Origin of the sequence: Burkholderia sp. S-53, from assembly GCF_025560745.1 — a bacterium.
GTDB lineage: Bacteria > Pseudomonadota > Gammaproteobacteria > Burkholderiales > Burkholderiaceae > Burkholderia > Burkholderia pyrrocinia.
Map to the genome: position 1 here is coordinate 3500104 of NZ_CP090483.1, position 13803 is coordinate 3513906.

At 65.5% G+C, this 13803-nt stretch carries 14 protein-coding genes and 1 pseudogene; 11 read left to right on the top strand and 4 right to left on the bottom strand.

The window, feature by feature from the left end; translation table 11 throughout:
* The first annotated feature begins 55 nt into the window (after positions 1 to 55).
* Positions 56 to 538, top strand: coding sequence for a hypothetical protein (locus LXM88_RS21255; protein ID WP_262537476.1), 483 nt, complete (start codon positions 56 to 58; stop codon positions 536 to 538).
* Complete coding sequence (locus LXM88_RS21260; RefSeq protein ID WP_047899209.1) at positions 538 to 756, top strand: hypothetical protein; 219 nt, start codon at positions 538 to 540, stop codon at positions 754 to 756. Before LXM88_RS21255 ends, LXM88_RS21260 begins: the two co-directional genes overlap by 1 nt.
* Before the next feature lie 110 nt (positions 757 to 866).
* Here the strand turns inward: LXM88_RS21260 and LXM88_RS21265 are convergent, their stop codons facing one another.
* Positions 867 to 1703 carry an FTR1 family iron permease gene (locus LXM88_RS21265; protein WP_262537479.1) on the bottom strand — a complete coding sequence of 279 codons (837 nt, stop codon included), beginning with the start codon at positions 1701 to 1703 and terminating at the stop codon, positions 867 to 869.
* Positions 1704 to 1715: 12 nt separating this feature from the next.
* Positions 1716 to 2048, bottom strand: coding sequence for a cupredoxin domain-containing protein (locus LXM88_RS21270; RefSeq protein WP_034179235.1), 333 nt, complete (start codon positions 2046 to 2048; stop codon positions 1716 to 1718).
* A gap of 347 nt (positions 2049 to 2395) precedes the next feature.
* Here LXM88_RS21270 and LXM88_RS21275 point away from each other — a divergent pair, with 347 nt between their 5' ends.
* The gene (locus tag LXM88_RS21275; RefSeq protein WP_047899211.1) at positions 2396 to 2596 is read left to right on the top strand and encodes a heavy-metal-associated domain-containing protein; all 201 of its coding nucleotides are present in this window, start codon (positions 2396 to 2398) and stop codon (positions 2594 to 2596) included.
* A gap of 105 nt (positions 2597 to 2701) precedes the next feature.
* On the opposite strand, the gene LXM88_RS21280 is transcribed toward LXM88_RS21275, so the two are convergent.
* The gene (locus LXM88_RS21280; protein ID WP_262537483.1) at positions 2702 to 4192 is read right to left on the bottom strand and encodes an aldehyde dehydrogenase; all 1491 of its coding nucleotides are present in this window, start codon (positions 4190 to 4192) and stop codon (positions 2702 to 2704) included.
* Positions 4193 to 4280: 88 nt separating this feature from the next.
* Positions 4281 to 4832 (bottom strand): cupin domain-containing protein, encoded by a 552-nt coding sequence (locus tag LXM88_RS21285; protein ID WP_047901083.1) that lies wholly within the window; start codon positions 4830 to 4832, stop codon positions 4281 to 4283.
* Positions 4833 to 5245: 413 nt separating this feature from the next.
* On the opposite strand from LXM88_RS21285, the gene LXM88_RS21290 reads away from it, so the two are divergent.
* From LXM88_RS21290 to LXM88_RS21325, 8 genes and pseudogenes are all read left to right on the top strand, one after another.
* Entirely contained in the window at positions 5246 to 5470 is a 225-nt protein-coding gene (locus tag LXM88_RS21290) for a hypothetical protein (RefSeq protein ID WP_072437498.1), read from the top strand.
* 283 nt (positions 5471 to 5753) lie between these two features.
* Positions 5754 to 6539 carry a gamma-glutamyl-gamma-aminobutyrate hydrolase family protein gene (locus tag LXM88_RS21295; protein ID WP_262537501.1) on the top strand — a complete coding sequence of 262 codons (786 nt, stop codon included), beginning with the start codon at positions 5754 to 5756 and terminating at the stop codon, positions 6537 to 6539.
* 28 nt (positions 6540 to 6567) lie between these two features.
* Positions 6568 to 7905 carry a glutamine synthetase family protein gene (locus tag LXM88_RS21300; RefSeq protein WP_262537504.1) on the top strand — a complete coding sequence of 446 codons (1338 nt, stop codon included), beginning with the start codon at positions 6568 to 6570 and terminating at the stop codon, positions 7903 to 7905.
* A 38-nt stretch (positions 7906 to 7943) separates the two neighbouring features.
* Positions 7944 to 9377 carry an aspartate aminotransferase family protein gene (locus tag LXM88_RS21305; RefSeq protein WP_262537506.1) on the top strand — a complete coding sequence of 478 codons (1434 nt, stop codon included), beginning with the start codon at positions 7944 to 7946 and terminating at the stop codon, positions 9375 to 9377.
* A 61-nt stretch (positions 9378 to 9438) separates the two neighbouring features.
* Complete coding sequence (locus tag LXM88_RS21310; RefSeq protein ID WP_262537508.1) at positions 9439 to 10557, top strand: polyamine ABC transporter substrate-binding protein; 1119 nt, start codon at positions 9439 to 9441, stop codon at positions 10555 to 10557.
* Positions 10558 to 10745: 188 nt separating this feature from the next.
* On the top strand, positions 10746 to 11900 hold the full coding sequence (locus LXM88_RS21315) for an ABC transporter ATP-binding protein (RefSeq protein ID WP_262537510.1): 1155 nt from the start codon (positions 10746 to 10748) through the stop codon (positions 11898 to 11900).
* 10 nt (positions 11901 to 11910) lie between these two features.
* Positions 11911 to 12896: pseudogene (locus LXM88_RS21320) on the top strand (ABC transporter permease subunit).
* Entirely contained in the window at positions 12893 to 13732 is an 840-nt protein-coding gene (locus LXM88_RS21325; protein ID WP_262537513.1) for an ABC transporter permease subunit, read from the top strand. Before LXM88_RS21320 ends, LXM88_RS21325 begins: the two are co-directional and overlap by 4 nt.
* Positions 13733 to 13803: the final 71 nt, after the last annotated feature.

The following is a 13803-nucleotide window of genomic DNA, read 5'->3' on the forward strand; positions in this document are numbered from 1 at the left end:
CCGCCCCCGCACCGGACACCGCGACGCGAGCCGCAAGGAATATGACGGAGAGACAATGGTAAGACTGTTTGGATGCGGATTGCTGGCGCTGACGTTCGCGTCGACAGGCTGGGCCGCCGAGCACTACGTCGAGGTCTGGAACCCGCCCGAGGCGCGGCAGCCGGCGGCACGTACGCCGGAAACCCGTACGCCGGAAACCCGCACGCCGGCCGCACGCGCGGGCGCCGACGCGCGCACCGGCAAGAGCGCCGAGAAGCACGCGAGCGCCACGCCGAAGGCCGCCGCGAAGCCGCACAAGCGTCGTGTCGTACAAACCGTGAAAGCCGATTCGCATCGCCCGCCTGCCGCCGCGGCCGAGGCACCGGCCGCACCGCGCCCCGTCGCGCAACCCGCGCCGGGCCGTCTGACGGTCATGCAGCCTGCCGGCCCCGACGCGACGCCCGCGCTCACGTTCTCCGATATCCCGCGGCAATACACGCCGGACGGCAACGTGCTGCGGGTCGGCACGCACAACCGCTCCGCGGAGGTGACTCGATAATGGAAGCGCAACACTACCTCGGCTACCAGATCTGGGGCCACGCGATCCTGCAGCAGGACGAGATCCTGCAGCCCGAACGCTTCGCGGCGAGCGGGACGATCACGCAGAACAACAAGCTCGTCGAAGCGTCCGGCGTGCTCGGCGTGTTCGACACCGAGGACGACGCGCGCGAGGCCGGGCTCGAATGGGCCCGCGCGTGGATCGACAGCCACCGCTGACCGGCGCGGCCGCGTGCATCCCGCGCGCCGCCGTACACGGGCCCGCCGCGAACCGTAAACGAAAGAAGGGGCGTCCATGACGCCCCTTCTTTCGTTCCAACCCGCAACACTCACGCGACAGGCCGCGGCGGCCTCACCGCCGCGTGCGGACGACCGACGAGCCGCGTCAGCACGACGATCGCCACCAGCGTCGCGACATACGCGGCGATCTGGATGCCCGCCGGACGCGCCGTATAGCCGATCAGCGTATGCAGCGCCTTGCCGACGATGCTCGTCTCCTTCAGCAGCCACGACGTATCCCAGATCGCGTCGCCCCACGACGGTACGAGGCCGGCCGCCAGCAGGAAACCGACGCACTGGCTCGCCATCCCGGCAGCCAGCAGCACGATCAGCCCGTTGGTGACGGAAAACAGGCGCTTCAGCGGAATCTGCAGCAGCCCCGCATACATCGCATAACCGAGCCCGGCGCCGCCGAGCACGCCGAGCAGCCCGCCAGCGATCATCTGCGGCGTCTGCCCCGGATCGCCCGCGGCGATGCCGTACAGGAACAGCACGGCCTCGGAGCCTTCGCGCAGCACCGCAACGCCGACCACGATCGCCAGCCCCGTCAGCGGCCGGCTGCCGGCCGCGACGGCCCGGCCGACTTCGCCCATGTGCAGCGCCATCTCGCGGCCGTGCCGGCTCATCCAGATGCAGTGCCAGGCCAGCATCAGCGTCGCGACGAACATCACGCCCGCGTTGAATACTTCCTGCCCCATGCCGGACGCCCACTGCGAGATCACGTCGGCGAACGCCGCGATCAGGCCCGCGCCGATCACGCCGCCGACGAGCCCGCCGCCGACCCACCAGCCGCGCCGCGGCACGCCCTTCGTGGCGGCCATCACGATCGAGACCACCAGCGCGGCCTCGAGCACTTCACGAAAGACAATCAGCGCGGTAGACAGCATGGCAGGATTCGCTTACTTGACGGTCAGGTGGGTCTTCGACTGCGCTTCGTGATACTCGTCGTGAAACTCGTAGGTGCCTGCCTTCAGCGGCCCGACCAGGATCTCGGCCGACTTGCCGGCAGGAATGACCTTTTCGGCCTTGAAGTCGTCGCTCTCGAATTCAGCGGGCGTCGCATCGAGGTTCTTCACGACGAACTTCACTTTCTTGCCGGCCGGAATCGTCACGCCATCGGGCGAAAACTTGTGGTCCTTCAGCGTCAGGTTGACGACGTCGTCGGCGGCGAATGCGGTGGCGGCCGACGCGCCCAGCAGGACAGCGGCGAAACCCAGTGCGAAACGGTTCATGTGCGTAACGAAGTGAAATATCGAAGAGATTGATACTAAGATCGATTCGCATTTCCATATCGCGTACCCTTACCGTCAATATGGAGATAGCGTTTCACAAGGACGCACCGGGCCTTGCCAGGCAAGGCTCTCGTCGCATGAAGCCGGCGGCGCATCGGCGTCAATCGGGAAAGATTCCGACTGACGCATGCGACTGCCCTACGATTTGTCTGACTTCACGCCGGCGAGCGATCTCGCCGCGTCGACGCGGCAATGCATGCGTCAGGTTGAATGAATGCGCTTGACCTTCCCACCATGGCAAACTTCATGCTGACGGTGCTCGTCAATCGTCAACTCAGGAGAACACGATGGAATTCGAAGTCCAGGACATGACCTGCGGCGGCTGTGCCAATGCAATCACGCGTGCGGTGACGGCCGCCGATCCCGCCGCGAAGCTCGACATCGACGTCGCGACGAAGATCGTCAAGGTCGAATCGGCGCAAGGCGCCGAACGCGTGCAGTCGATCATCGAAGCCGCCGGCTTCCACCCCGCGCTGCGCACCGCATGACGCGCTCCGCGGGCTGAGGGCTGAGGGCTGAGGGCTGAGGGCTGAGGGCTGCGAACTGCGAACTGCGGGCGCACCGCCGAATGGCGCTGCGCCCGCGGCATCGCGTCAGCGCAGCCGGATCAGCGTCGACTTCAGCTCGGTGTACTTCTCGAGCGCGTGCAGCGACTTGTCGCGGCCGTTGCCCGACTGCTTGTAACCGCCGAACGGGAAGTTCATGTCGCCGCCCTCGTCGTAGCAGTTCACCCACACCGTGCCCGCACGCAGCCGGCGCGACACGTCGTGCGCGGTCGTCAGGTTCGACGTCCACACGGCCGCGGCCAGCCCGTATTCGGTGTCGTTCGCGATCCGCACGGCCTCGTCGACGTCGTCGAACACGATCACCGACAGCACGGGCCCAAAGATCTCCTCGCGCGCGATCTTCGCATCGGGCTTCACCTCGAACACCGTCGGCTCGACGTAGAAGCCGCCCGTCTCCTCCTTCACGCGTGCACCGCCCGTGACGAGCCTGCCTTCGCTGCGCCCCGCCTCGATGTAGCCGAGCACGCGTTCGAGCTGGATGCCGTCGACGATCGCGCCCATCGACACCGACGGATCGAGCGGATTGCCGGGCACATACGCGCGTGCGGCCGCCACGAGCTTCTCGATGAATACGTCCTTGATGTCTCGATGCACGAGCAGGCGCGAGCCGGCCGTGCACATCTCGCCCATGTTGTAGAAGATCGCGCCGGCCGCCGCCTGCGCGGCGCGGTCGAGATCGGGACAATCGGGCAGCACGATGTTCGGCGACTTGCCGCCGAGTTCGAGCCATGCACGCTTCAGGTTCGATTGCGCGGCGTACTGCATGATCAGCTTGCCGACCGCCGTCGACCCGGTGAACGCGATGCAGTCGACGTCGCGATGCAGCGCGAGCAGCTTGCCGGGTTCGCCCGCGCCCGGCACGACGTTGAACACGCCGGCCGGGATCCCGGCTTCGTACGCGAGCTGCGCGACGCGGATCGCGGTCAACGGCGACTTCTCCGACGGCTTCAGCACGACGCTGTTGCCGGCGGCGAGCGCGGGGCCGAACTTCCACGCGGCCATCAGGATCGGGAAGTTCCACGGCACGACGGCCGCCACCACGCCGACCGGCTCGCGCGTGACGAGGCCGACGAGATGATGATCGGCCGGCGCGACTTCGCCGCCGACCTTGTCGATCGCTTCCGCAAACCACTCGACGCAGTACGCGGCGCCCGGCACGTCGACCGTCGTCGTATCGCCGATCGGCTTGCCCGCGTCGAGCGTCTCGAGCAGCGACAGTTCGTCGAGATGCTCGTGCATCAGCGCAGCCCAGCGCAGCAGCACGGCCTTGCGCGCACGCGGGTTCAGGCCGGCCCACACGCCCGCATCGAACGCGCGGCGCGCGGCCGCGACGGCCGCGTTCACGTCGGCTTCGCCGCACTCGGCGACCTTCGCCAGCACGCGGCCGTCGATCGGGCTCACGCAGTCGAACGTCTTGCCGCCGTGCGCGTCGCGCAACGCGCCGTCGATGAATGCGCGCCCTTCGATCTTGAGCGACGCCGCCTTGTCCTGCCAGTCAGCCAAAGTCAACTTGTTCATCAGGATGCCTCAATGTTGTGGCATTCGCGATGCGGTACGCCGCGCGCCTGATGCGCGGCCGGCCGGCAGCGAATGCGGTGACGCGCGGTCAGAAGGTCGCCGGCGAATTGGCCGAGACGACCTCGCAGATCTGTTCCGCGCTGGGATTGCGAAAACGGTGCGGCAAACGGCTTTCGAAGTAGTAGCCGTCTCCGGGGTCGAGCAGCCACGTCGCGCCGTCGACGGTCAGTTCGAGCCGGCCCGACACGACGACGCCGCCCTCGTGCCCCGCGTGCACGAGCATCTCGGGCCCCGTGTCGGCGTGCGGCTGGTAGATCTCGCGCAGGATGCACATGTTGCGGTCCTTCACGCTCGCACCGACCAGATGAAACGCGAGCGTGTCGTTGCCGAGGTTCGGCATCTCGTCGCGACGCGACACGACCGAGCGCGATTCGACGAGCTCGAACGTGAAGAACTCCGCGAGACTCATCGGTATGCATTCGAGCAGCTTCTTCAGCGAGCCGACCGACGGGCTCACGCGGCCCTGCTCGATCAGCGAGATCGTGCCGTTGGTCACGCCGGCGCGCTTCGCGAGTTCGCGCTGCGACAGGGCATGCTTGTTGCGCACGTAACGCAGGCGCTCGGCGACTTCGGTGGACATCGATTCGGTTTCGGACACGATAAGTGCGATGACAAAGTGAAACGACGCAGTGGACAGCCGTTGAATATTCTAATCACTTTATGCCGTACATCAGCGGGGAAAACCCTGAAAGGCGTTCGAAATAATGAACACCGTGTCGATTATTCCTTTTGCGAATCTTTTGTTCGCACTGCTCGGGAAAGCCCTGATGCAGGACCGTTAAAAAACATTTGACGCCGTTTTTGGCTCGTATATGCTGGCTCTCAGGTAAGCGTCATCTGGCTTTCATAGGCAGCAAAACGCGTTATTGCAACGCAAAAATTGATGCCCATCAATGTAAATGACGCGTAACCGGCACCTTGATTATTTTAAACGCCCAGCGCGTAGAAACGGTCAGGTGTTCAATACTTTCAACAACCCAGTCGAGTGTAATCGTGAGAGTCCGTGGCCCTCTGGTGAGGTGGGATCGAAGCGTGGCGCGAAGTTCGCGCAGCGCGGCGTCCCCTTCCGATGGCAGTTGCGGCTGGCATAGTCCTCGCCTGCAGCATCTGTCGATCTACACCATCCTGTCTCGTCGTTCCGTTCGGCGCCACAACGCCGTTTCCGCACGCGCATTCGTCGCCGTCGATACCGACGAAGTGGCGTCGCTGCTGCCGTAGCGCCTCTCCTTTCTTTACGTCGTTCGTTTCGTCTGCCGATTCGCCAACCGCATCGTCCATGCGGTGACGGAACGCGTTCGCGCATTCGTTGCCGCGTCGCGTATCGCAACCCAACGAACGACGGCCTGATCGTCGCGCGCAGCGCGGATCGCCACGTCATCCCGCTGCGCCCATTCACCAGCGGCCTCGCGCTCTGCGCCAGGCTGCGGGGCCGTGTCGTGCCTGCGTTTTGCAGTATCCGACCCGACGCACGCCATAGCCCTACGGATTACTGATTGACGTCATGGAAAGGAAACCCCTCGTCGGCATCACCGCCGACCACACGCAAATCGGCGCACACGCGTCGCATACGGTCGGCGACAAGTACGTCGCCGCGATCGTCGACGGCGCGCAGGCGCTCGCGATGGTGCTGCCCGCGCTCGGCGAGCGCCAGTCGGTCGCCGACATCCTCGACACGGTCGACGGCCTGCTGTTTACCGGCAGCTACTCGAACGTCGAGCCGCACCTGTACGGCGGCGAGCCCAGCGCACCCGGCACGAAGCACGACCCGGCCCGCGATGCGACGACGCTGCCGCTGCTGCGCGCGGCGATCGCCGCGGGCGTGCCGGTGCTCGCCGTCTGCCGCGGCTTCCAGGAGCTGAACGTCGTCTGCGGCGGCACGCTGCACCAGCGCGTGCATGAAGTGCCGGGCCTCGCCGATCACCGCGAGGACGACGCCGCGCCGATGGACACGCAATACGGCCCCGCGCACGTCGTGCGCCTGACGCCCGGCGGCAAGCTGCATGCGCTCGCCGGCGGCCGCGACGAAGTGAACGTGAACTCGCTGCACAAGCAAGGCATCGCGCAGCTCGGCTCCGGCCTCGCCGTCGAGGCCGTCGCGCCGGACGGCCTGGTCGAGGCCGTGAGCGTCGTCGATGCACCGGCTTTCGCACTCGCCGTGCAGTGGCATCCGGAATGGCGGCATGCGCATGACCCGCTGTCGAGCGCGATCTTCCGCGCCTTCGGCGACGCCTGCCGCGCCCGCCGGAATGCCCGCACGCGAACCCTGGCCGCTGCCGCGCTCGCCTGAGCGCGCCGACCAAACAACGAGAACAGACATGCAAGATATCGAAAGTTTTCTGAAGCAACACCGGATCACCGAAGTCGAGGCGATCATTCCCGACATGGCCGGTATCGCGCGCGGCAAGATCACGCCGCGCAACAAGTTCACGTCCGGCGAATCGATGCGGCTGCCGCAGGCCGTGATGGTGCAGACCGTCACCGGCGAATATCCGGAAGACGGTTCGCTGACCGGCGTGACCGACCCCGACATGGTGTGCGTGCCCGACGAATCGACGATCCGCCTGATCCCGTGGGCCGTCGACCCGACCGCGCAGGTGATCCACGACTGCGTGCACTTCGACGGCTCGCCGGTCGAGATCTCGCCGCGCTACGTGCTGCGCCGCGTGCTCGAACTGTACAAGGCGAAGGGCTGGAAGCCCGTGGTCGCGCCCGAGCTCGAGTTCTACCTGGTCGACATGAACAAGGACCCGGACCTGCCGCTGCGTCCGCCTGTCGGCCGCACGGGCCGCCCCGAAACCGGTCGCCAGTCGTATTCGATCGAGGCCGTCAACGAGTTCGATCCGCTGTTCGAGGACATCTACGAGTACTGCGAAGCGCAGAACCTCGACATCGACACGCTGATCCACGAAGTCGGCGCCGCGCAGATGGAGATCAACTTCATGCACGGCGACGCGCTGTCGCTGGCCGACCAGGTGTTCCTGTTCAAGCGCACGGTGCGCGAGGCCGCGCTGCGTCACAACATGTACGCGACGTTCATGGCCAAGCCGATGGAAGACGAGCCGGGTTCGGCGATGCACGTGCACCAGAGCATCGTCGACGAGGAAACGGGCCAGAACCTGTTCACGTCGCAGGAGACGGGCGGCGCGACGTCGATGTTCTACAACTACCTCGCGGGGCTGCAGAAGTACACGCCGGCACTGATGCCGATCTTCGCGCCGTACATCAACTCGTATCGCCGCCTGTCGCGTTTCATGGCTGCGCCGATCAACGTGCAGTGGGGCTACGACAACCGCACGGTCGGCTTCCGCATCCCGCACTCGGGCCCGGCGGCGCGCCGCATCGAGAACCGCATCCCGGGCGTCGACTGCAACCCGTACCTCGCGCTCGCCGCGACGCTCGCGGCCGGCTACCTCGGCATGACGCAACGCCTGGAGCCGACCGAGCCGCTCGTCAGCGACGGCTACAACCTGCCGTACCAGTTGCCGCGCAACCTCGAGGAAGGGCTGACGCTGATGGCCGCGTGCGAACCGCTCGGCGAGATCCTCGGCCACAAGTTCCTGAAGGCGTATTTCGCGCTGAAGGAAACCGAATATGAAGCGTTCTTCCGCGTGATCAGCTCGTGGGAACGCCGCCATCTGTTGCTGCACGTCTAAGCGCGCGCACAACCGCCATACGGAATCACGGAGGAAACATGACTTACCGCAACGAATCTGCCTGGATCCAGCCGGCCGCGCCGGCCGCCGCGCCGCGCGCGACGCAGGCACGCTCGACCGCCGAATACCGCGCGCTCGACGCCGCGCACCACATCCACCCGTTCTCGGACATGGGCGCACTGAACCGCGCGGGCAGCCGCGTGATCGTGAAGGCCGACGGCGTCTACCTGTGGGACTCGGACGGCAACAAGGTCATCGACGGGATGGCCGGCCTGTGGTGCGTGAACGTCGGCTACGGCCGCAAGGAACTCGCCGATGCCGCGTATCGCCAGCTGCAGGAACTGCCGTTCTACAACACGTTCTTCAAGACGACGCACCCGCCGGTGATCGAGCTTTCCGCGATGCTCGCGGAAGTGACGCCCGCCGGCTTCAACCACTTCTTCTATTGCAACAGCGGCTCGGAAGGCAACGACACCGTGCTGCGCCTCGTGCACCAGTACTGGCGCGTGCAGGGCAAGCCGCAGAAGAAATACGTGATCTCGCGCAGGAACGGCTACCACGGCTCGACGATCGCCGGCGGCACGCTCGGCGGGATGGGCTACATGCACGAGCAGATGCCGTCGAAGGTCGAGCACATCGTGCACATCGACCAGCCGTACTTCTTCGGCGAAGCGCAGCCGGGCGAGACGCCGGAAGCGTTCGGCCTCGCGCGTGCACAGCAGCTCGAAGCGAAGATCCTCGAACTCGGCGCGGAGAACGTCGCGGCGTTCATCGGCGAGCCGTTCCAGGGCGCGGGCGGCGTGATCTTCCCGCCGTCGACGTACTGGCCGGAAATCCAGCGGATCTGCCGCAAGTACGACATCCTGCTGGCCGCCGACGAGGTGATCGGCGGCTTCGGCCGCACCGGCGAATGGTTCGCACACCAGCACTTCGGCTTCGAGCCGGACCTGATCACGATGGCGAAGGGCCTCACGTCGGGTTATGTGCCGATGGGTGCGGTCGGGATTCACGAGCGGGTGGCGCGGCCGATCATCGACAACGGCGAATTCAACCACGGCCTCACGTACTCGGGCCATCCGGTCGCCGCGGCCGTCGCGGTCGCGAACCTGAAGCTGCTGCGCGACGAAGGGATCGTCGAGCGCGTGAAGAACGACACGGGCCCGTACTTCCAGGCGCTGATGCGCGAAACCTTCGCGCGTCACCCGATCGTCGGCGAAGTGCACGGCCATGGCCTCGTCGCGAGCCTGCAGCTTGCCGAAGCGCCGGCCGAACGCCGCCGCTTCGCGAACGGCGGCGAAGTCGGCACGATCTGCCGCGACTTCTGCTTCAACGGCAACCTGATCATGCGCGCGACCGGCGACCGGATGCTGCTGTCGCCGCCGCTCGTGATCTCGCGTCCGGAAATCGATGAACTCGTGTCGAAGGCGAAGAAGGCCGTCGATGCAACCGCCCAGCAACTGGGTATTTCGTAACGGCTTTGTCTACAGGCGTGCGGCGGGCGCCGCACGCTGCCATAACCAGGGGAACTCCACCATGCGTGCCTGCATTCTTCGCCAAGCCTGTTCCGTTGCCGCCCTCGCCGCCGCGGCAGCGTTCACGTCGGTCGCCAGCCCGTCGGCGCATGCCGCCGACGAGCTGAATGTCTACAACTGGTCCGACTACATCGCACCGGACACGATCCCGAACTTCCAGAAGCAGACGGGCATCCACGTCAAGTACGACAACTACGACAGCGACGACACGCTCCAGGCGAAGCTGCTTGCCGGCAGCTCGGGCTACGACATCGTCGTGCCGACGTCGAACTACATGGCCAAGCAGATCCAGGCCGGCGTGTACCAGAAGCTCGACAAGTCGAAGCTTCCGAATCTCGCGAATCTCGACCCGCTGCTGATGAAGATGATCTCGGATGCCGATCCGGGCAACCAGTACGGCGTGCCCTGGGCCTATGGCACGGACGGCATCGGCTACAACGCGCAGGCGGTGAAGAAGGCGCTCGGCGACAAGGCGCCGGTCGACAGCTGGGCGCTCGTGTTCGATCCGGCCAACATGGAGAAGCTGAAGAGCTGCGGCGTGTCGTTCCTCGACCAGGCCGTCGACGTGTTCGCCGCCACGCTGCAATACATGGGCAAGGATCCGAACAGCAAGAACCCCGGCGATTACCAGGCTGCATTCGAAGTCCTGAAGAAAGTCCGCCCGTACATCACCCAGTTCAACTCGTCCGGCTACATCAACGACCTCGCGAACAACGACGTGTGCGTCGCGCTCGGCTGGTCGGGCGACGTCGGTATCGCGCACCGCCGCTCGTCGGAAGCGAAGCGCTCGTACGACATCAAGTTCTCGAACCCGAAAGAAGGCGGCCTGCTGTGGTTCGACGTGATGGTGATCCCGAAGGATGCGCCGCACCCCGAGGCGGCACTGAAGTGGATCAACTACATTTCCGATCCGAAGGTCAACGCGGCGATCACCAACACGGTGTTCTACCCGACCGCGAACAAGGCCGCGCACCAGTTCGTCACGCCGGCCGTCGCGCAGGACCCGACCGTCTATCCGCCTGAAGACGTGCTGAAGAAGATGGTGCTGATGAAGCCGATGCCGGCCGACATCCTGCGTCTCCAGAACCGCCTGTGGGCGCAATTGAAGACCGGCCACTGATCGCCACGCATCACGGCGGCGCAGGCATCGCTTCACGCCTGCCCGCCTGAGATTCGCGGACCTCCGTCCGCCTGCGCGCGTCGCGCGCACTGTTCCATCCGGCACGAGCCGTTGTCCGCGAGTCGCGTTGCGCGCCTCGTGCGGGGACGCTCACGCCTGCAATCCGTGAAGAACGAATGGTGACTCCCATGCAATCGATACCCTCTTCCGCTGCTGCACGACAGACTCAACCGGCCGCCGCGGCCCGTACGCAAAACGACGCCTTCGTGCGCATCGAAAACGTCGTGAAGAAATTCGGCGACAGCACGGCCGTCGACAACGTGAACCTGACGATCGCGAAAAACGAACTGTTCGCACTGCTCGGCAGCTCGGGCTGCGGCAAGTCGACGCTGCTGCGCATGCTCGCCGGGCTTGAAATGGCGACCTCCGGCAAGATCTTCGTCGACGGCGAAGACCTCGCTTCGCTGCCGCCGTACCGCCGCCCGGTGAACATGATGTTCCAGTCGTATGCGCTGTTCCCGCACATGACGGTCGAATCGAACGTCGCGTTCGGCCTGAAGCAGGAAGGCACGCCGAAGCACGAGATCAAGGAGCGCGTGGCCGACGCGCTCGCGCTCGTGCAGATGAGCAAGTACGCGAAGCGCAAGCCGCATCAGCTTTCCGGTGGCCAGCAGCAACGCGTTGCGCTGGCACGCTCGCTGGTCAAGCGCCCGAAGCTGCTGCTGCTCGACGAGCCGATGTCGGCGCTCGACAAGAAGATCCGCCAGAAGACCCAGCTCGAACTCGTGAACATCATCGAGAAGGTCGACGTGACCTGCGTGATGGTCACGCACGACCAGGAAGAGGCGATGACGATGGCCAGCCGCCTCGCGGTGATGAGCGAAGGCAAGATCGTGCAGATCGGTTCGCCCGGCGAAGTGTACGAATTCCCGAACAGCCGCTTCTCGGCCGAATTCATCGGCTCGACGAACCTGTTCGAAGGCCGCGTCGTCGAGGACGAGCCCGACCACATCTTCGTCGAAAGCGACGACCTCGAGGCGCGCATGTACGTGAGCCACGGCGTGACCGGCCCGCTCGGGATGCCGGTCGGCATCTCGGTGCGCCCGGAACGCGTGCACGTATCGCGCGACAAGCCCGGCTCGAAGCACAACTGGGCGCGCGGCGTCGTGACCGATATCGCGTACATGGGCAGCTACTCGCTGTATCACGTGCGCTTGCCGAGCGGCAAGACGGTCGTGTCGAACCTGTCGAGCTCGCACCTGATGACCGACAGTGCGCCTTCGTGGAACGACGACGTGTTCGTGTCGTGGTCGCCGGCCAGCGGCGTCGTGCTGACGCAATGAGGACGACACGATGAGAACCTCCGCTTCCACTCCGTCCGCGCCGGTGTCGACCGGCGCCGCGAGCACCGGCGCCGGCCGGTCGCGCCCGGGCCGCTTCGCCGCGCTGTCGCGCTTCCTGCCGTCGGGCCGCAACGTCGCGATCGGCGTGCCGTTCCTGTGGCTCGCGGTCTTCTTCGCGCTGCCGTTCGTGCTGGTGCTGAAGATCAGCTTCGCCGACCAGGTGATGGGCATCCCGCCGTACACGTCGCTCGTCGAGATGAAGGACGGCGTCGTGCACTTCGCGCTGCAACTGTCGCACTACGCGTTCCTGCTGCAGGACGACCTGTACATCGCGACCTACCTCAGCTCGCTGAAGATGGCCGCCGTGTCGACGGTGCTGTGCCTGCTGATCGGTTACCCGATGGCGTACTACATCGCGCGCGCCGAGCCGAACCGGCGCAACGTGCTGATGATGGCCGTGATGCTGCCGTTCTGGACGTCGTTCCTGATCCGCGTGTACGCATGGATCGGCATCCTGAAGGACGACGGCCTCTGAACCACACGCTGATCGCGCTGGGCATCATCCACACGCCGCTGCGGCTGTACCACAGCGATGCGGGCGTCTACATCGGGATGGTCTATTCGTACCTGCCGTTCATGGTGATGCCGCTGTACGCGCACCTCGTGAAGATGGACCTGACGCTGCTCGAGGCCGCGTACGACCTGGGTGCGAAGCCGTGGGTCGCGTTCACGCGGATCACGCTGCCGCTGTCGAAGAACGGGATCATCGCCGGCAGCCTGCTGGTGTTCATCCCGGCGGTGGGCGAGTACGTGATTCCGGAACTGCTCGGCGGTGCCGACACGCTGATGATCGGCCGCGTGATGTGGGATGAATTCTTCAACAACATGGACTGGCCGATGGCGTCCGCGGTGACGGTCGCGATGGTGATGCTGCTGCTGGTGCCGATGGCGCTGTTCCAGTACTACCAGGTCAAGGAACTGGAGGAAGCGAAATGATCAAGCCGAGCAAACCGCTGTCGACGGGCGTTCTCGCCTTCGGCTTCCTGTTCCTGTACATCCCGATCATCAGCCTGGTCGTGTACTCGTTCAACGAGTCGAAGCTGGTGACGGTGTGGTCGGGCTTCTCGCTGAAGTGGTACGCGGCGCTGTGGCAGGACGACGAGCTGCTGACCGCCGCGTGGCTGTCGCTGAAGATCGGCCTGCTGACGGCCACCGCGTCGGTCGTGATCGGCACGTGGGCGGGTTTCGTGCTCGCGCGCTTCGGCCGCTTCAAGGGCTTCACGCTGTACACGGGGATGATCAACGCGCCGCTGGTGATTCCGGAAGTGATCCAGGGCATCTCGCTGCTGCTGCTGTTCGTGGCGCTGGAGCAGATGTTCGGCTGGCCGAAGGGCCGCGGGATGGTGACGATCTGGATCGGCCACGTGATGCTGTGCGTGTCGTACGTGGCGATCATCGTGCAGTCGCGCGTGAAGGAGATGAACAAGTCGCTGGAGGAGGCCGCACTCGATCTGGGCGCGACGCCGCTGAAGGTGTTCTTCGTGGTGACGCTGCCGCTGATCTCGCAGGCGCTGCTGTCGGGTTGGCTGCTGTCGTTCACGCTGTCGATCGACGACCTGGTGCTGTCGGCGTTCCTGTCGGGGCCGGGATCGACGACGCTGCCGCTGGTGGTGTTCTCGCGCGTGCGGCTCGGGCTGAACCCGGAGATGAATGCGCTGGCGACGCTGTTCATCACGGCGGTGACGATCGGCGTGATCGTCGTGAACCGGATGATGATCGCGCGCGAACGGCGCCGCGTGGCCGACATGAAGGCGGCGTTCGCGGTGGCGTGAGCCTCCCCTTTTTTTCATCGATAACAAGACCCGCGCGCCGCGTAATGCGGCGCGCGAACTGATCGCACTTT